Below are 17,187 nucleotides of genomic sequence, written 5' to 3'. Positions count from 1 at the left end.
ATATCCGGAACAAGAATAATGGCTCGAGAGAAAAAACTCTCCATTCGTTTGCAGGCGACTGGAGGCGATAAACTGCGCCGTGAGTTCGGGCGCTTGGGGCAGGAAGGCACCGCTGCCTTTAACCGGATTTCGGGGGCGACCAAACCCGCAAGTGCGGGCATTCGGGCGGTTGATGCGTCAGCGCGTGCCCTCAATGGCGTTTTTCGACAGGCCGCTGGTTTGATCGGGGCCTATGCAGGTATTCAGGGGATCAGCAGAACCCTTGGCTTTATTGTCTCGACCAACCGTGAATTTGAGAAACTGAATGCCAGTTTGAAAACAGTGACCGGATCAGCAGAAGCCGCTGATCGGGCTTTCAAGCTGATTGAGGATTTTGCCAGTGAAACGCCCTTCAATGTGGAGCAGATCACCGAAGCCTTTATCAAATTAAAGGCGCTCGGTCTTGATCCCAGTGAGGAGGCGCTGCGTTCTTACGGTAATACAGCCTCTGCCATGGGCAAAAACCTCATGCAGTTTGTGGAGGCCATTGCTGACGCTGCGACCGGTGAATTTGAGCGACTGAAAGAGTTTGGCATCAAGGCGAAAAGCCAAGGTGATCAAGTCTCCTTCACCTTTCAGGGGATCACCACAACGGTTGGCAAGAATGCCGAAGAAATAGAAGCCTATCTACGCCGGATCGGGAATGTGCAATTTGCGGGAGCCATGTCCGAGCAGATGAAGACCCTTGGCGGGGTTTTCTCAAACATTCAGGATAACTTTGCTCGCCTTGCCCGGGAGGTTGGTGCGGGCGGGCTGAATGACGCCATCCGCGATGTGGCCTTGAGCCTCAAGGATGCCACGGACAGTGGCAGTGAAGCCGCTCGTTCCCTTGGTGAAACATTGGGTGCTGCACTTCGTGTGGCAGCTGACGGTCTCGGCCTTCTTATTACGCATATGGATGTGGTCGTAGAAGGCTTGGGGGCGCTCCTCATTGCTCGAACCGTAGGCGGGGCCATTACAGCTATGAATGTTGCTATGCTCGGTAACGCGGGCACAGTGGTCGGTTTCAAAATGCTGGCCCAGGTCTCCAGTTTGGCGGCAGCTCGTATGGTGATTATGGAAGGGGCTGCAAAGCTTGCGACCCTTGCCATGGCAGGTTTGCGCAATGTGATGCTGCTTCTCGGCGGTCCTGCGGGTATTGCCATTTTGGCTGGAGTTGCACTTTATAAATTGGCTGAAGGTCATGACGCAGCAGGTAAGGCTGCAAAAGACCATGCCAATGAGATGGAAGAGCTTCGCGCCAAAATCTCCGAGACCACAGATGATATTGAAAGCCTGAATGCGGCCTCGCGCAATGAAGCCTTGGCCCGCTGGACAGAAAAGCTGGGTATTGCGAACGACAATGTCAAAGCGGTTACCCAGCAGCTTAGAACTGGAGGCATTGGAGATTTTTGGGACCAATTTTCTCGCTTTGGCACAAAGTTGCAGGCCGATCTTTATCAAGTCAGACGGGCTTTCCAGACGGGCCGCATCAATGCAGACCAATACCGGGAAGCCATCTGGAAATTGGCGGTAAAATATCCTGAGTTCACGGAAAACGCCAAAGAAATCCAGGAGCAGGTTCTTGCCCTAAAAGCCGCTGAACTTGCAGCCAGTCGTGCCCGGGCGGAGATTGAACGTATTCGTACTAGCGTAACAGCACCAGCCAATAACAATAACTCAGCGGTGCCCAATCAAACTGGGGGTGCGAGCCAACCTGCCACGGTTCCAAAGCCAAAGGAAGACAAGCAGACTAAGCGTATTCAGGATTACATTGCAGAGCTGGAGCAGGAAGAAGTCGCTTTAAGGCGCTTGATGCTGGCGAGGCAAGAAGGCGGGGCTGCTCTTCAGGACGCTCTTTTGTTGGAAGAGCAGGAACAAGAGCTGCGCAGGCTTGGTATTGATCTAACAGCAAAAGCGGGAAGTGCGGAAGCCGCCTATGCCGATAAAATACGGGCCTTGATTGCCAGTCGCATGTCTTTGGCCAAGGTGGAGGACGAACAGGAAGAACGCAACCGCCGCCACATCGAAACGGTTGAAGAGATCACGGAGGCTTATGCCGCCCTCGGTTCAGAAACCGAGCAGGCAATCCAGTCAGCCATTCGCTGGCGCAAGGAGGCGCTTGAGGGCTTGGATGCGACCAAAGGGGGGTATGCAGGGTTTAAAGCCCAGATTGAAGAAATCTTCAGTCATATGATGGCGGATGCTCGGGAGCGGGATCTGCAAAACTCCATCCACTGGGCAGACGGCGTAAAACGTGGTCTTCAGTCTGTCATGTCTGAGGCCGAAGATATGGCGCTGATGACAGAAGATATTACCCGTAAAGCTTTCCAAGGCATTGAAGACGGGATTGTCCAGATGGTCACCACGGGAAAAATCTCCTTCTCCTCACTGGTTGATAGCATCATGGCAGATATCACTCGGATTGCTGTGCGCCAAGCCATCACAGCCCCTCTTGCTGGAATGCTAGGCGGGATGTTTGGCGGCGGCGCAGGCCTTTTTGGAATGTTCCATGAAGGCGGTATGATCGGTGGCTCTGCTCCCATGAAACTTGCCCCAGTGGGCGCATTTGACGGCGCACCGCGTTTCCATACAGGCGGTATCGCGGGCGGTGGGTTGTTGCCGGATGAAGTGCCCATTATCGCAAGGCGCGGTGAGCTCGTAATCCCGCCTGAGAGGATCAAACGGGAACCCATGAGTGCGGCTCCTGTTACTGTGGTGATGAATATCAAAACCAATGATGCGGGTAGTTTCAGAGCAAGCCAGAACCAGATAGCAGCCGATGCCGCTCGGGCCATTGAGCGGGCCAACAGAAATAGATAGGAGGAAGAATGGGCGGATTTCATGATGTTCAGTTCCCCAGCGATATTTCTTATGGGGCGAGCGGTGGGCCGGGGTTTTCAACAAGTGTGATTGCCTCAGTTTCCGGTTTTGAACGCCGCAATGTGAACTGGTCAAAAGCACGAGGCCGCTGGAATGTGGCCCATGGCCTTAAACGGCGAGAACAAATCGCAGCGCTGATTGCTTTTTTCCGGGCACGTTACGGTCGGGCTTACGGTTTTCGGTTTAAGGATTGGAGCGACTTTCAGGCGACAAGCAGTTTGATCGGTACAGGCGACGGTACCACCAAGACCTTTAACCTCCAGAAAGTCTATAGCAGCGGGGCGGAGAGTTTTACCCGTAAGATCACGCGGCCTGTTCAGGGCACGCTCAAGATTTACCGGGACGGTGTAGAGGCATCAACGGGCTGGAGCTTGGATTATGCGACCGGCCTTGTCACCTTCACCTCAGCGCCAGCCGTTGACGTGGCGGTGACCGCAGACTTTGAATTTGATGTGCCAGCACGCTTCGATACGGATCAGATGGATATTTCCATTGAAACCTATGATCTGGCCCGTTGGTCAGAAATCCCCATTGTGGAGATCAGAGAATGATTTAGCTGAGTGATTTGAGAGGCAGGAAGAGCCGGTCCGGGTTGTCTTCAAATGCGGTAAAACCGAACTTTGTATAATAGGCAGCTGCTTTATCATCAATGGCAGCAACGACCATTGCGTATATGGCCATGTCTCCTTGAATGCCCATGGTGCGTTTGATTGCATCAGCAAGGAGAAGTTTGCCGATACCTGTGCCGTGTGCGCTTTCAGAGACTGCGAGACGGCCCAAAAGGGCTGCAGGCAGCGGGTGGCGTGGCAGCTTACGCTTAACGGCTTCTGGTAATGTATCAACGTTAATTGAAAGGGCACTCAAGGTGTAAAAACCAACCACGATTTCTGGTGAGCCAGCTTCGCTCAGTATGAAAACCCGGGAGACATTGCGCTTTATATCTTGAGAGGCTTGCTTTTGCAGGTACCGATCCAGAGCCTCATTGCCACAAGAAAAAGCCGCTCGATTATGGTGCTTGTCGAGCGGCTCGATAACATATGGGGAGGAACTCATTTTGCAGTAACTTTCTCACCATGTTGCTGCAAGGCATCTTGTATAGCGCTGTTGAAAACAACAGGCTTGGACAGGGCATCTAGGAAGCTGTCAGCGTCCAGTCGACTCAGCGCCATTGTTTCATGTTTGCTGATGGTTTCCGCAGAGGTGCGGGCAATGGTGTCGACTATGTAACGGCTCACAGTCTTGCCTTCAAGCGAGGCCGCTTTTTCGACACGGGTCTTCACATCTGAATTCAATCGTAAATTCAGCCGGTCTGCTTTTGTCTCTGCTGCACTAATCATCATTTTGCTCCTTCTTGCGTCTAAATGTACGTCAAAATGGTGCCTTTATCAAGGAAAATCATATGAAAACCATGTCATCGGCCTTTGCTATGCATCTGGCAGGGGATGTCTCTAGCTTGGCCACTTGCTGGAAAATCATCCGCATTGACGGGGTTCGCTATCATTTTACGGATCATGATCAGGATATCAGTTTTGATGGTGATCTTTATAAAGCGCAAGCGGGCTATGAACGCTCAGCCATCAGCAGCGACAGCAGTATGAGTGTGGATAACCTTGATGTGTCTGGCGTTTTTGACAGTCAGGATATTCGGGAAGAATATTTGCGAGCAGGTCTCTTTGACGGAGCTGAGGTCTTTGTCTTCTTGGTCAACTGGGCTGATCTGTCCATGGGTCAGATTGCCCTGCGCCGAGGCTGGTTTGGGGAAGTGACCTTAAAAGAAAGCGGGGTCTTTCTCACAGAGCTGCGCGGTATGACGCAGGCGCTCTCCAAAACAATTGGCGGTCTCTTTACCCCTGAATGCCGGGCTGATCTCGGGGACGCGAGATGCAAGGTCGATCTGGAGCCACCAGAAATCTTGCGCGAGACCGCCTATAGTGTTGGCGACCTGGTGCGGGTTAGAACCAGCGGTGAGCAAGTGACCTTTGCTCTGCCTGTTATCAACGGTGACTTTGAAGCGGACGGCCTGCAGGATGCAAGTACCTTCACCCCAACAGGCTGGAGCCGCCTCTCTGGCCAGTGGGATACCCATGATGCCAGCAATGGGGCACTGCCGCTTTATAGTGGGAGTGTCTATCTGGAAGGCGGCAGTACAGCCTCTGGCGAGGTGACCCAGACCGTGGATCTGGTGCCAACCATTGACGACGCCAAGATTGACGCACTTGCCTATGAGCTGGATGTCTCCATTGCCCGGGGTAACAGTTATGACAGTGACATGGGGCGGGTCATCGTTGAATTGTTGGACGCATCCGATCAGCATGTATCAACCATTCTGGATACGGGCTTTGAAGTTATTTTGCCCACAGGCAGTTGGGAGCTCAGACAAGCCCTTGCCGTGACTATTCCTGCAGCAGCGCGGAAGGTTAAAATCTCTCTGTTGCACCAGCGCGGGGCGGGTACCCAGTCCAATGCTGCCTTTGATGCACTGAGCATCATTGCAAGGGATATGACCGAAGGTCTGAGCTCCAGTGCGGATTTTGAAGATCGGCTTTATCGCTGTGTCAGCGCAGGCATCACAGCCTCAAGCCAGCCAGTTTTTGATATTATTGTTGGCAATCAAACCACAGATGGCACTGCCATCTTTGAAGCAGAAGAAGCATGGTTTCGGGCGGGTGAAGTATTGAGCCTCACTGATGCACGTCAGGTAAATGCTTCTCTGACTGATCCGAGAGCCGATAGTAGCTGGTTTGCGGGTGGTCTGCTTGTCTGGGAAAGCGGGGCCAACAAAGGCCGGGCCTCGGAAGTGAAATCTTTTGATCCGGTAACGGGCGATCTGTCCTTTTTTATCCCGCAGCCCTTTATGCCAGAGATCGGTGATCGGTTCCGGATGGCTCCGGGCTGTGACAAGCGTTTTGCCACCTGCCGGGACAAATTTGCAAATGTCTTAAACTTTCGGGGAGAGCCTTATCTGCCCGGGCAAGATGAATTGATGAGATACCCTGATGCCAAATAGAGACGATATTATTCTGGCAGCCCGCAGTTGGCTCGGCAGGCCGTGGCGGCATCAGGGACGGTCATCTACCGGGGTTGACTGCGCTGGGCTTGTGGTTCTGGTTGCCCGATCCCTTGGTCTTGCTGACCATGATGTCAGTGGCTATCGGCGCACACCCCACGCTGGGCGTTTTGTTGCAGCTTTTCGCGAGGCCATGGAGGAGATCAGGATCGCGGACCTAAAAACAGGTGATGTGATCCTCTTTGCAGACGGCATCAGTCCCTGTCATGTGGCCTTTTATGTGGCGGGTGAAGACCAGCCCTGGATCATCCATGCCCATGCATTGCGGCGCAAAGTCGTTGAAGAAATTTACACAGCGGATTGGCAGAAAAAAGCCATCCATGCCTTTCGTTTTTATGGAGTAGCAGACTAATGGCCATATTGGTTGCAGCAGGCGGAGCCGCCCTTGGTTCAGCCATTGGTATCGGTGCCAGTGCAGGATGGCTCATTGGTGCGGCTGCAGGCAGTCTTTTGTTTCCAACGAAAGGACCTAATATCACGCAGGAAGGTCCCCGCCTTGGGGATTTGACTGTCACGGGGTCTGCCTATGGCTCTCCCATTGCTGTTGGCTATGGCACTGTGCGTATGGCAGGCCAGATGATCTGGTCTTCAGGTATTCGGGAACAAAAGAATGTCTCCACCACCCGCACAGGCGGTAAAGGGGGTGGCGGTGGATCACAGACTAGTGTGACCTATAGCTATTTTGCAAGCTTTGCCCTTGGTTTTGCTGAAGGTGTGGCAGAGGATGTGCTGCGTCTCTGGGCCGACGGCAAGCTAATCTTTGATAAGACAGGCACCGGAGACCGCACCAAGAAGGACGGGCTCGATTTTCGCTTTTACCCCGGGGATGAGCATCAAATGCCTGATCCTTTGATGGAGAGTGATCTGGGGGCTGCCAATACGCCTGCCCATAGGGGGCTTTGCTATCTGGTCTTTGAGGATCTGGCGCTTGCTGACTTTGGTAATCGTATTCCCAATATCACCGCCGAGATCACCTTCAAGAAAACAAACTTGCAGCCTTATCAGCTGCTGGACTTTATTACGACGGGGGAAGGCGCTCCCCTTGATAGCTATCAAATTGACGAACTGGCCATCGATAGGGATCGGGCCATTGGCTATTTTGTGGATAGCAGCAGTAATCCGTCGCTCGCTGGCATTCGCCGGTTTAACCTGCAGACTATGAAGGAAGACCGTCAGGTCCTGATGTCTGATGTGACATCCACTGAACCGAACAATTTTCCCTCAAGCCTATTTACTGGGCGAGATGGTCATATTTATCTGGTGACGGGTTCCAGCAACAGCAGGCCCATCTTGCGGATTGATCCCAATTCCATGCGTGAGGTGGGACGGTTCGGGTTTCTCTCTACAGGACTAAGCAATAGCACCAGCCGTTTTGTGGCAGGAAACTGGCTTGCCATGATCAGCGCTTATGGAGCCACGGGCCGAGAGGACTTCTTGATCACTGGGTCTGTCTTTGATGATGTGGGTCTGCTCCGCGCCAAGGACATGGCTTATGTTTGGGGCAGCGGACAATCGGTGGCTGATGCCCGGGTGCGAGGTCTGGTCTCTGGCATTGTAGCAGAAGGGTATGGTGACGGCTGGATACTCTCAAGCCATACCAGCACCAATCACACGGGACTCGCGCTTTACCGCCTGCGCGTCCAAACAGGTGCAAGTTATGAAAGCCTGATGGGGCAAACCATCGGTATCACTTTTGAAGAAATGGTGCGCTTTAGCCCCGGTGATATTGAAGCTGGTGCGACAGGCTTTTATGGCAAAGCGGGCGGCCTTACCTATGATGCCAGTGATGATAGCGTCATCTTCCAGTGCCGCATGTCCAATAGTGGGTCTGGCGGGAATGTCTATACGATCAAATGGCGCGAAGCTCTGGGCATTGTCTGGAAAACCATTGTCCCTCATCAGATCAATTATGAGGGGCCGGGCTTTAATGGCTCTTATGTCTCAAATAGTCGCTGGGCCTTGATGCGCAGCAGCCGTGTCGTTGAACTGGATACCCGAACAGGCGATATCATCCTCGATGAAACATGGCCATTAAGCGAAAGCGGGGCGCAGTATTTTGACGGAGCCAATGAAACCATTCTTGTGCGCTCCACCTCCGGCTGGGCGAAGCTTTATCTGGGGCGCGGCGGTGGTGACGGTGATCCGCTTGCTTCCATCGTGGAGGACTTATGCTTGAAGGCAGGCTTTGGTCTGGCTGATATTGAAACCACTGCACTCACAGGGAATGTGCCGGGATATGTCCTTGGTCGCCAAACCACCATCAGAGGGGCGCTCGAGCCGCTTGCCAGCACCTTCTTCTTTGATGTGGTGGAAAGCGATAATCTTCTCAAGTTTATTCCAAGAGGGAACCCTTCCGCGCTTACAGTATCCGTTGATGAACTGGGTGCTGTCGAGGAAGAACCTGCACTGCGTCTTTCTGAAACCCGTATTCAGGCCATTGAAATGCCGGGCCGGGTCTCGGTTCTTTATATGGATAAGGCGCGGGACTATGTGCAAGGGACAGCAGCTGCAAAACGCATTCAAAATCCGGTGGCGACCACAAGCTCTGACAATCAGGTGAGCCTTGATCTGCCCATGGTTTTGGAAGCAGGTAGCGCCAAGCAAGTGGCTGAGAAAACACTTTATGCTAATTGGGTGGAGCGGTCTCGCTATGAGGCGGCCTTCGACCAGAAATATCTGGGTCTTGATCCAGCTGACGTGATCACCATTGAACTGGCAAACGGCTCGCGCTTTCCAAGTCGTATTGAGCGGCTCGATATTGGTGGGGATTATAGTATGAAGGTAAAACTGATTGCCTCTGAGCCTGCCACTTATGTCTCAGATGTGATTGCCGATAGCGGCCAGATCATAGCTCAACAGATTGCCAGCAATCGCTTCACAGAGCTTATCCTCCTCAATATACCTTTGTTGCAGGATACGGATGATTTAGGCGGGACAGGTTCCCGCCTTTATTATTTGATGGGCAGTCCTCTTGAGAACCCATGGACGGGTGGCAGCCTTTATAAAAGTGCTGATGAGCTGACCTGGGATCAGGTGGGACGTAGTCTCTATGAAATGGCCTACGGTGTGCTCGCAGCGCCCCTTGATGTGCCGACATCTGCTTTTGCGACCGATGAGGTGAACAGTCTCAAGGTCTATATGACAAGCGGCGCGGACCGCCTTGAAAGTGTCACCCAAATAGAGATGCTGAGCGGAGCAAATGGGGCTGTCATCATCCCAGAGAGCGGCAGCGCTGAGATTATCCAGTTCAGGGACGTGGCCCTGCAGGGTGATGGCTCTTATCTGCTGACAGGCTTGCTGCGTGGTAGGCGCGGAACGGACGCTGACATTGCCACCCATGCGGTGGGCAGCAAGTTTGTGCTGCTGAATAAAGAAAGCATTCAGGCTCTCAGCCTTGCCCTTGGAGAAGTGGGCGTGTCCCGCTCATGGCGGGCTGCTGGTTTTGGAGCACTTTTTGACGAAACAGAGCTGCACCGTTTTAGTGCAGCGGGCAATGATCTCAAGCCCTATGCCCCGGTTCATGTGACAGGCAGTCGGGATGGCAGTGGCAATCTTGCTATCAACTGGCAGCGTCGAACACGCCTTGGCGGTGACTGGCGTGATGGCACGGGCGTGGTTCCTTTGGGAGAAACGTCTGAAAGCTATGAGGTGGATATTTTATCCGCTGATGGCCTGTCGGTCCTTCGCACTCTGTATGGGCTCACAAGCGAGGCCGCCAGCTATTCAGCCAGTGATCAAATAGCGGATTTTGGGTCAGCGCAAGCCAGTCTTCAAATCCGAGTCTATCAACTTTCAGAAACAATCGGGCGGGGTTTTCCTGCCAAAGCGGAGGTGTAAATGTCATCCCCTAATCTTGCTATTCCTCATATTGCAGCTGGTCAAAACCAGAAAGAGGTGACAGCCAATGATGCCTTCAACAAGATCGATGGACGCATCACGTCCACGCTTGGTAAAAGCTGGCAGACTGGTGACGGGCTCACCTGGACATTGACCACAGCTGAGTTCCAGAGCAATGCCCGCTTCTTTGCGGATGGCACCCCGGACGGGGATATAACGCTCAGTATCCCGGCAGTGCGAGCGCCGTTCCTCTGCCGCAATGCCACAAGTTTCAATATGCTGGTGACCACGGGCAGTGGCACTGAAACCGTAACGCTTGCCCCAGGTGATCACGCTTTAATCTATGCCACGGGGCAGAACACGCTTTATGCGGTGGGGCAAACGGGAGACGCGGCTTCTGCGCTTGCGGATCTCACCGATGTGTCTGCGCCGTCCCTGGTGAATGGTGACTTTCTGCGCTTTGATGGGACAAACTGGGCAAACCAGTCAGCGGGCATCTACAGCCGCACCTTGTTGCCGTTTAAAGGGGTATTACTAAGACGCAGCACCAATTATGTGATCCCAAGCTCTGGGGCTTATACAGCGATCCCATGGGAGACTGCGTCCTATGATACCGATAGCTTTTGGGATGGAGGTTCCCCAAGCCGTTTAACGGTGCCTGCAGGTGTGACCCGAGTGCGGTTGATGGCAAATTTGGAATGGCAAACCTCGCCGACCAATCAGCTGATTGAGATCAGAAAGAATGGCGCGTCTGTCCTTGGCGGCGGTTCTTTCATTGTGCGCGGGGACAGTGGCTACAGCAATCAGATGCGCAATATCACAAGCGCGGTGATGGAGGTGGCAGCAGGGGACTATTTTGAGCTGATGGTCTATGTGGGATCGTCTGCGGAAGTGAAAAACTTGGACCGCACTTGGATCTGCCTTGAGGTTGTCGAAACCACAGACCAGCAGGCACCATCGCTTGATATTGGCTTTACCAAAACTAGCACGCCCTCCGCCGGTGAAACACTGCACAGTCAGATATTCACCCGTGCTGCAGTCTTGCCAGTTGGTCTGACGGGATCTCAGGCTTACGCTGATGTCACAGCCACGGCAGCAACCTCTCTGGACCTTCAAAAGAACGGTGTTTCCTTTGGGAGTATCGACTTTGCCATTGGCAGCAATGTGGGGGGCTTCACAAATGTCAGTGAAGTGAGCTTTGCTGCCGGTGACAGGCTCAGTGTGATTGCCCCCAACCCGGCAGATGCCACGCTGGCTGATCTGACCATTGCCATGAGCGCGACGCTCGGCAGCTAAAACTCAAAATACCAATAAAGGAAAAGACCATGACACCACCTGATCATGAGGGCGGGCGCATTGTCATGCCCGAAGAAGATTTTGAAGCATTGCTTGAGCGTGCAGCCCGCAAGGGAGCCCTGCAGGCCCTCAAGAATGTTGGGCTCGACGGCGAAGATGCAGCCGACGACATCCATGAACTTCGTTCGCTCTTAAGCGCCCTGCGTCTTGCCAAACGCACGGCATGGGCAACGGCGGTCAGACTTATCACCACCGGGCTTCTGCTCGCCCTGATGGCAGGGGTGGCCATCAAATTTAAGCTCTTTGGAGGAGGTTCATAATGTTGACATTACTTGGAAGCCTGCTTGGCTTTTTCTCATCCGCGTTCCCGGACTTTCTGAAACTTTGGCGAGACCATTCGGACCGTAAGCATGAACTTGCCATTCTTGACAGACAGCTGGAGGCACAGCGTCAAGGCCACACTCAGCGCCTTGAAGAAATTCAGGTGGAAGCTGATGTAGCTGAAAGCAAGGCGCTCTATGCCCATGCCAGCCAGCCCAGTGGCGTGAAATGGGTTGAGGCGCTGCGGGCATCGGTGCGCCCGATTATTACCTACGCGTTTTTCATTCTGTTCGCCACCGTCAAAACCGCTGCATTGTTCAAGCTGTTGGATCAGGGTGTCGATTTGACCTCCGGATTGATTGCGGTGTGGGACGCTGAAACGCAAGCCTTGTTTGCCGCTGTCATGTCCTTCTGGTTTGGGCAACGCGCCTTGGCCAAGTTCCGCTCAAATCCTTGAAAAACATGATCTTATTCACTTGATAAGCGCCCGGAATGAAGCGTTACTGTAAGTGTAAAAAGCAATTGAAAACAAGGAGATAACAGTATGAGTAAACTATTTTACAAGGCCATGATTGAAGATGTTCAAAACGAAAAATGCACTGATACCGAGCTGGAAGCGCTACTGAATGCTTTTGAATACACGGTCAAGAAAATGGCCACCACGCTGGCCCGTAAAGCTTGGTACGCGCTGGAAGATTACGCCACAGCCAAACAATACGGCATTGATCGCTTTACGTTGATGATCGAGCGCAAAGATGTCCTCGGGCAAGAGCAATGGCATGGCGTTTTTGAATATGGTAGCAAGAACCTGAAAGTTATAGGAACACTGGAAAAGGATTAATCCTGCTCTGTATTCATATCCCAATCAGACTGGCGTATCTCACCTGTTTGATAAAACTGACGGATTAACTTGATATATTGCAGAAAGTCTTTGTTTTCTTCCGTCAACCTGTTCGCCGTATCCCAATCAATTTCAATGCGCTCCTTGGCAGGAATCATGATTTGGCTTTCAGATGGGTTCTCGGCATCCAGCCGTATAAATCCAATGCCATGAAGGCTGGAAAGCATGCGAAGCTCTTTCAAGGTATCAGCACCTTCGATTTCGCTGGCAACCAAATAGCCGAAGTTTGCCCATGATGAGTTGCTTACGGCTTGGAAAAAGACTTCACGTACGTTTGAGCGGTTAATGAGTATCTTTACTTCGAACGACCATAGTTTGGTTTTCTTATTAGCATATTGCTGCACGCAGTCTTTGATTTCACGGTGCCAATCAGAACTGAGATCTTCCATACCGACAAGATCAGGGTAGAGCCACTTATTACCGCCTGCGCCTCTGGAATTACGGGATCGCTTTTCATCAATTCGTTTGCTGTACAGCTCAAGCTCTGACCAGAGAAATTCTGACAGGATGGGGTAAAGGTCATGCTCTTTTACCACAGACCCTTTCGCTTTTGTGTCGGGTGAAGGCTTATGACTTTCGGCCTTGGCTATTTCTTCATCATCAGTAGCATGGGTGAAATAGAACCGTCGCGGTCTGTCTTCCATCATTTTAATGCCGTGTTTTTGCAATCTGTCTTTAAACGTGACTGCATAAATCTCACCCGTTATTTGCTTTACCAGATCATCGTCGTTCTTGACCTTAGAACTTCGTTCCAGTTTCTGTTGGCATTCATCTGGATAGGTTTCAAATATCCAATTGGCGACCTCCCGAGCAGTAAATTTTTGCTCCGGATTTTGCTGTAAAAATTCAACAACGGTATTCGCCAAGTTTAGCGCCATGCTTCGATCCCTCTAGTTTTCGTACCCAAATATCCTATCAGTAATGGGTGAAATTACAAGAAAAGAGAAGAAATATGAGGAAGATAACACAAAATGGGGTGGACTTGATCAAACGGTTTGAGGGCTTCTCTCGGACTGTTTATTTTTGCCCGGCTGGCTATCCCACAATCGGATATGGTCATGTCGTTAAAGATGATGAGGACTTTTCATCAGGCATTGATGAAGCACAAGCCGAGGAATTATTGCATCAAGATGCCCAGATCGCAGAACGTGCTGTCCTGCGCCTGATTAATGTGCCACTAACAGACGGTCAGTTCGATGCGCTGGTGTCATTTACCTATAATCTGGGCGGCGGGGCGCTCCAACGCTCAACACTGCGCCGTAAGATCAACCGCGAGGAACACGCCGAAGTGCCAGAGCAGTTTATACGCTGGATCTGGGCCGGTGGCCGCAAACTGAAAGGGCTGGTTCGGCGAAGGGTTGCAGAGGCTGGTTTTTATCAAGAGAATAATAACAATTAGGCTCAGGACACGTTAATTCAGTCACAATATGCCGATTGCTTCGAGACAAATGGCTGAGAAGAATGGATGCACGCATTGATCATATCGCATGTTAATCCCGTGCCAATCTTTGAATTTGGCGAACATGTTCTCCAACTTGTGACGTTTCTTGTATTTTGCTTTGCATCACTCCACCGGTAATTTTTCGGTTTTTGCTGCGCGGCCATGCTCATCACATACCGCGAGCAATTTGGAATTTAGCCCGCTTTTTGTCCCGGTGATGTGACGGGTAAGTCCTGCCCTTAAAAGGCTCGATGCCTCGCCATGGGTTTTCAGGTGTTTGCAGCTTACAAACAGAAAAATATTTGATCAAAGGCGCCCAGTTTGTGCTAACAAACAAAACGGATATAAAGCGTCTTATGGAGCCTATATTACGGAGTAGATTCTCACTGACGCAAACCATTGCGGATCATGTGAATAATACCAGTAACAACCCATCGGTCTTCATTATGCCGCACCTTGTGTCACAACGGAAAGAAAGGTTCTATTTTCTGTAATTGGACACCTCGAAGAACCCCGATTTGATCGCCTCTTTCTCTTTGTCATTATTGTGCTGGCGCGAGGCTTCGACAATGTTGGCATCCATGCCTTTTCCGTCAAGCGTCAGCAAGCCCTGATCCTCAAGATGTCGTTCAAAACGTTCAAACTTATTTTTAATGAAAGCCTTTTCTTTTAGGAGTTCGCGGAACAGCCAGATCGTTTTGGCATCTGGCTCCACATCGCCAATACCAAGAGCCCCAGGAAACTCATGAAGCTCAACCGGTCACGGATCATGAATTCTGCTTTGTCATCCAATAAATCATACATTGCCTGCTGAATCAGGATTTTGAACATCATCACCTGATCATGTGGCGGACGACCACCTCTGCGTCGGTAACAATATTTGAGAGGCTAGTGAAGTACTTTGTCAATTGGACCTAACCCACATCTAAAAAGCTTGATTAAAGCTTTATTGTCATTATTGTTATGATTTATGTATTTCGAATAAGTAAAAAAGATGGGAGCTAAAGTTGATTGAAATTAGGATTGCAGAAAGAGCCATTAAATATGGGTACATTTATTGGACTAAGAAAGATGATGACAAAGTTACTGCAGAATTTGATGCGGTTAAGGAAGCTGAGGTTTTGGTAAATGGCATTTCATTAGGTGTAAAAAAAATTGATTACAGATACAGGCGAATATCTATAGGGGTCAGAATTGCAGGAGCCTTTAAAAGCGGTTCTTATTTTAGAATAAGTAAAAAAAATTCAAAATTGATAGTTGATGTGTAATGGTTAAAAGAGAAAGTTTGAAGTACCCAAATCTGGCTCGAGTTAAAGCAAGCAAACAACGACTTATTGATACAGGCTTGCTACATGTAGAAGCCTCAGTTGCGGGTAACTCTGAGCGTTATACAAGTGGAAAGCATTCTCATACTATACATGTTTGGTGGGCAAGACGTCCACATAGCGCGATGAGGGCCTTAACTTTTTCTAGTGTGTGCAAAGATACTTCTCGAAGTTCGGAAAATTTAATGGCTAAATTAGCTCTTAATTATGAGTCAGAGGAGGTTCTTGATGAAGCCAAGAGTTTTTTATCAAAAGGTTATAGCTACAGACCTAAAGTTTTAGACATGTTTGGTGGAGGAGGAACAATTCCTTTTGAGATTTCAGCACTTGGTTTAGATTCTTATTCTATGGATGCCAATGAAATGTCAGTTTTTATTCAAAAGACGAATTTAAATTTGAGCCGGAAGTTTAGAGGTGTTGACGTTTTGTCAATTATAAAGAATTCCGGCGATCATATATTAGATAAGTTAGAAGTAGAAACAGAGGAGATGTATCCCAATAGAAATTCTAATGTTTTAGGCCGTACAACTAATTACATATGGGGATACGAATACAAATGTGTAAAATGTAAATCTTATTTTTCTCTCAGCAAACGTAAATGGCTATCAAAAAAGAAAGGGCAAAAATTAGGTGTTGTAGTCACAGAAGAAAAAAGTGGACCTAAATATGAAATAAATGATCTAGACACAACTAATCTTAGCACAAATTGGATCGGAAGAACAAACAAAATTAGTTGCCCTCATTGCTCTAGCGAGATGGATAACATATCGGTAAAGAATGCAAAAGAAGTGATAATTTCAGAAGTTGTTAAAAAAGATCGGGGTAAAAAATTTATCGTCGCGAAATCTATGGATGATGATGTTTTGAAACGAATTCATGACATAGAGGAAAAACATCTTGTTAGATTAGGTTCTGTTCTTCCTTCATCGAAGCTCCCCAAGTGGTCTGGGATTGTAAATCCAGCACTGTACGGTATAGAAACTCATTCCGATATATTTAACCCTAGGCAGAGAGCAGTATGTGTTATACTTTTGAGTTTTCTTAAGGATGAGTACTTTATTTTATCTGATAAGTATGGAAAAGATATTGCAACTTATGTCATTTCAATTTTATCAAGTCTTGTAGATCAACTTGTGGACTGGAATTGCAGAATGTCGATGTGGATTTCTCAGAATGAGCAAGTTGGAAGGGCTTTTTGTGGCCCTGGGATTTCAATGTATTGGGATTATTGTGAGACAGACCCTGCATCTAATGGCCCATCTAATTTAAGGAGCAAGTTAAAACGAATTATTGCTGGAGCAGCAGCCTTACGGATAGAAGATAGAGAATGTGACGTAAGGCATGGAACTGCTCAGTCACTTCCATACTCAGATAATATGTTTGATGCCGTTGTAACGGACCCACCTTATTATGATAATATTTTTTATTCCATATTGGCGGATAATTTTTATGCTTGGAAGAGGTTGTTGCTAAAACATGTCGATAATGAACTTTTTAGCAAGGAATTAACAAGTTTTGATAATGAACTGGTTGCATCAAGTAAAAGATTCGGCGAGGAGGCCCACAGTAAATACTGTCGCGATTTGACATTAGCTATTAACGAAGTATCTAGGGTATTGAAGAAAGATGGTTTACTATCATTTGTCTATTCGCATAACTCTATACTTGGTTGGGCGGCACTGATCGAATCCTTCAGGAATTCACCAATGATAATTACTAGTGTGCAGCCACTATCTATTGAGAGAAAAAGTCGCCCTAGGGCAGTTACATCAGATGCTGTTAACACTTGTGTGACCTTTGTTGCAAGAATTTCTGAGAAACCTAAAGAGGCAATTTCTAGTGAGATGCTAGAAAAGCGCTTTGAAGAGATTCTTTCCAGTGGGTTCTCTGACGCTCTTACAAATTCTGGCTGGTGTGATGAAGATATATCTATTGGCCTGATTGCACACGGCGTGGCTTTAATAGCGAATTCTGCTAGCGTTTTGAATCAGGATACGGCATCAGCATTATTGAATATTGAAAAAATGATTAGACGTAAATTTGAAAAGTTTAAATTAAGCAAACGTAGGCCATTGTAGGTGAACTGTATTTAATTGAA

General features: G+C 49.5%; 16 protein-coding genes and 2 pseudogenes. 13 read left to right on the top strand and 5 right to left on the bottom strand.

Annotated features, from left to right (window positions below; translation table 11 throughout):
* The first annotated feature begins 18 nt into the window (after positions 1 to 18).
* Positions 19 to 2,841 carry a phage tail tape measure C-terminal domain-containing protein gene (locus KW060_RS11425; RefSeq protein WP_249037065.1) on the top strand — a complete coding sequence of 941 codons (2,823 nt, stop codon included), beginning with the start codon at positions 19 to 21 and terminating at the stop codon, positions 2,839 to 2,841.
* An 8-nt stretch (positions 2,842 to 2,849) separates the two neighbouring features.
* Positions 2,850 to 3,452: a DUF2460 domain-containing protein gene (locus KW060_RS11420; protein ID WP_249037064.1), complete on the top strand. Its 603-nt coding sequence runs from the start codon at positions 2,850 to 2,852 to the stop codon at positions 3,450 to 3,452.
* A 1-nt stretch (position 3,453) separates the two neighbouring features.
* Here the strand turns inward: KW060_RS11420 and KW060_RS11415 are convergent, their stop codons facing one another.
* Positions 3,454 to 3,954 (bottom strand): GNAT family N-acetyltransferase, encoded by a 501-nt coding sequence (locus KW060_RS11415; RefSeq protein ID WP_274757254.1) that lies wholly within the window; start codon positions 3,952 to 3,954, stop codon positions 3,454 to 3,456.
* The gene (locus tag KW060_RS11410; RefSeq protein WP_274757253.1) at positions 3,951 to 4,241 is read right to left on the bottom strand and encodes a type II toxin-antitoxin system TacA family antitoxin; all 291 of its coding nucleotides are present in this window, start codon (positions 4,239 to 4,241) and stop codon (positions 3,951 to 3,953) included. The genes KW060_RS11415 and KW060_RS11410 overlap by 4 nt, the downstream gene beginning before the upstream one ends.
* 59 nt (positions 4,242 to 4,300) lie before the next feature.
* Here KW060_RS11410 and KW060_RS11405 point away from each other — a divergent pair, with 59 nt between their 5' ends.
* From KW060_RS11405 to KW060_RS11375, 7 genes are all read left to right on the top strand, one after another.
* A complete protein-coding gene (locus tag KW060_RS11405) occupies positions 4,301 to 5,908 on the top strand; it encodes a DUF2163 domain-containing protein (RefSeq protein WP_249037061.1) in 1,608 nt (535 codons plus the stop codon).
* Positions 5,898 to 6,320 (top strand): C40 family peptidase, encoded by a 423-nt coding sequence (locus KW060_RS11400; RefSeq protein ID WP_274757252.1) that lies wholly within the window; start codon positions 5,898 to 5,900, stop codon positions 6,318 to 6,320. Before KW060_RS11405 ends, KW060_RS11400 begins: the two co-directional genes overlap by 11 nt.
* Entirely contained in the window at positions 6,320 to 9,805 is a 3,486-nt protein-coding gene (locus KW060_RS11395; protein ID WP_274757251.1) for a phage tail protein, read from the top strand. Before KW060_RS11400 ends, KW060_RS11395 begins: the two co-directional genes overlap by 1 nt.
* Positions 9,806 to 11,101, top strand: a complete 1,296-nt coding sequence (locus tag KW060_RS11390) for a hypothetical protein (RefSeq protein ID WP_249037058.1) — start codon at positions 9,806 to 9,808, stop codon at positions 11,099 to 11,101.
* A 29-nt stretch (positions 11,102 to 11,130) separates the two neighbouring features.
* The gene (locus KW060_RS11385; protein ID WP_249037057.1) at positions 11,131 to 11,421 is read left to right on the top strand and encodes a DUF6127 family protein; all 291 of its coding nucleotides are present in this window, start codon (positions 11,131 to 11,133) and stop codon (positions 11,419 to 11,421) included.
* Positions 11,421 to 11,879, top strand: a complete 459-nt coding sequence (locus tag KW060_RS11380) for a hypothetical protein (protein ID WP_249037056.1) — start codon at positions 11,421 to 11,423, stop codon at positions 11,877 to 11,879. Before KW060_RS11385 ends, KW060_RS11380 begins: the two co-directional genes overlap by 1 nt.
* 87 nt (positions 11,880 to 11,966) lie before the next feature.
* Complete coding sequence (locus tag KW060_RS11375; protein ID WP_249037055.1) at positions 11,967 to 12,263, top strand: hypothetical protein; 297 nt, start codon at positions 11,967 to 11,969, stop codon at positions 12,261 to 12,263.
* Here the strand turns inward: KW060_RS11375 and KW060_RS11370 are convergent.
* Positions 12,260 to 13,201: a COG2958 family protein gene (locus KW060_RS11370; protein ID WP_249037054.1), complete on the bottom strand. Its 942-nt coding sequence runs from the start codon at positions 13,199 to 13,201 to the stop codon at positions 12,260 to 12,262. The two genes, KW060_RS11375 and KW060_RS11370, sit on opposite strands and share 4 nt — an antisense overlap.
* A 98-nt stretch (positions 13,202 to 13,299) precedes the next feature.
* On the opposite strand from KW060_RS11370, the gene KW060_RS11365 reads away from it, so the two are divergent.
* Positions 13,300 to 13,722: a lysozyme gene (locus KW060_RS11365; RefSeq protein ID WP_420833191.1), complete on the top strand. Its 423-nt coding sequence runs from the start codon at positions 13,300 to 13,302 to the stop codon at positions 13,720 to 13,722.
* 523 nt (positions 13,723 to 14,245) lie between these two features.
* Here KW060_RS11365 and KW060_RS11360 read toward each other — a convergent pair.
* Both KW060_RS11360 and KW060_RS15965 read right to left on the bottom strand, forming a co-directional pair.
* On the bottom strand, positions 14,246 to 14,479 hold the full coding sequence (locus tag KW060_RS11360) for a hypothetical protein (protein ID WP_249037052.1): 234 nt from the start codon (positions 14,477 to 14,479) through the stop codon (positions 14,246 to 14,248).
* Positions 14,434 to 14,628: pseudogene (locus tag KW060_RS15965) on the bottom strand (transposase); the annotation flags it as partial. The pseudogene KW060_RS15965 and the gene KW060_RS11360, both read right to left, overlap by 46 nt.
* A 143-nt stretch (positions 14,629 to 14,771) precedes the next feature.
* On the opposite strand from KW060_RS15965, the gene KW060_RS11355 reads away from it, so the two are divergent.
* From KW060_RS11355 to KW060_RS11350, 3 genes and pseudogenes are all read left to right on the top strand, one after another.
* On the top strand, positions 14,772 to 15,032 hold the full coding sequence (locus tag KW060_RS11355; RefSeq protein WP_249037051.1) for a hypothetical protein: 261 nt from the start codon (positions 14,772 to 14,774) through the stop codon (positions 15,030 to 15,032).
* Positions 15,032 to 15,250 (top strand): annotated as a pseudogene (locus tag KW060_RS15960) (DUF1156 domain-containing protein); the annotation flags it as partial. The gene KW060_RS11355 and the pseudogene KW060_RS15960, both read left to right, overlap by 1 nt.
* 24 nt (positions 15,251 to 15,274) lie before the next feature.
* Positions 15,275 to 17,167, top strand: coding sequence for a hypothetical protein (locus KW060_RS11350; protein WP_274757250.1), 1,893 nt, complete (start codon positions 15,275 to 15,277; stop codon positions 17,165 to 17,167).
* Positions 17,168 to 17,187: the final 20 nt, after the last annotated feature.

Origin of the sequence: Pseudemcibacter aquimaris (assembly GCF_028869115.1) — a bacterium.
Taxonomy (GTDB): Bacteria; Pseudomonadota; Alphaproteobacteria; order Sphingomonadales; family Emcibacteraceae; genus Pseudemcibacter; species Pseudemcibacter aquimaris.
The sequence above is the reverse complement of the archived record's forward strand: the minus strand, read 5'-3'. Positions and strand labels throughout refer to the sequence as shown.

Bases quoted from the DNA above. Each gene is read 5' to 3' on its own strand.
- KW060_RS11415 (WP_274757254.1), bottom strand. From the start codon at position 3,954: ATGAGTTCCTCCCCATATGTTATCGAGCCGCTCGACAAGCACCATAAT.
- KW060_RS11410 (WP_274757253.1), bottom strand. From the start codon at position 4,241: ATGATGATTAGTGCAGCAGAGACAAAAGCAGACCGGCTGAATTTACGA.
- KW060_RS11380 (WP_249037056.1), top strand. From the start codon at position 11,421: ATGTTGACATTACTTGGAAGCCTGCTTGGCTTTTTCTCATCCGCGTTC.
- KW060_RS11370 (WP_249037054.1), bottom strand. From the start codon at position 13,201: ATGGCGCTAAACTTGGCGAATACCGTTGTTGAATTTTTACAGCAAAAT.
- KW060_RS11425 (WP_249037065.1), top strand. From the start codon at position 19: ATGGCTCGAGAGAAAAAACTCTCCATTCGTTTGCAGGCGACTGGAGGC.
- KW060_RS11395 (WP_274757251.1), top strand. From the start codon at position 6,320: ATGGCCATATTGGTTGCAGCAGGCGGAGCCGCCCTTGGTTCAGCCATT.
- KW060_RS11390 (WP_249037058.1), top strand. From the start codon at position 9,806: ATGTCATCCCCTAATCTTGCTATTCCTCATATTGCAGCTGGTCAAAAC.
- KW060_RS11400 (WP_274757252.1), top strand. From the start codon at position 5,898: ATGCCAAATAGAGACGATATTATTCTGGCAGCCCGCAGTTGGCTCGGC.
- KW060_RS11350 (WP_274757250.1), top strand. From the start codon at position 15,275: ATGGCTAAATTAGCTCTTAATTATGAGTCAGAGGAGGTTCTTGATGAA.
- KW060_RS11385 (WP_249037057.1), top strand. From the start codon at position 11,131: ATGACACCACCTGATCATGAGGGCGGGCGCATTGTCATGCCCGAAGAA.
- KW060_RS11405 (WP_249037061.1), top strand. From the start codon at position 4,301: ATGAAAACCATGTCATCGGCCTTTGCTATGCATCTGGCAGGGGATGTC.
- KW060_RS11375 (WP_249037055.1), top strand. From the start codon at position 11,967: ATGAGTAAACTATTTTACAAGGCCATGATTGAAGATGTTCAAAACGAA.
- KW060_RS11420 (WP_249037064.1), top strand. From the start codon at position 2,850: ATGGGCGGATTTCATGATGTTCAGTTCCCCAGCGATATTTCTTATGGG.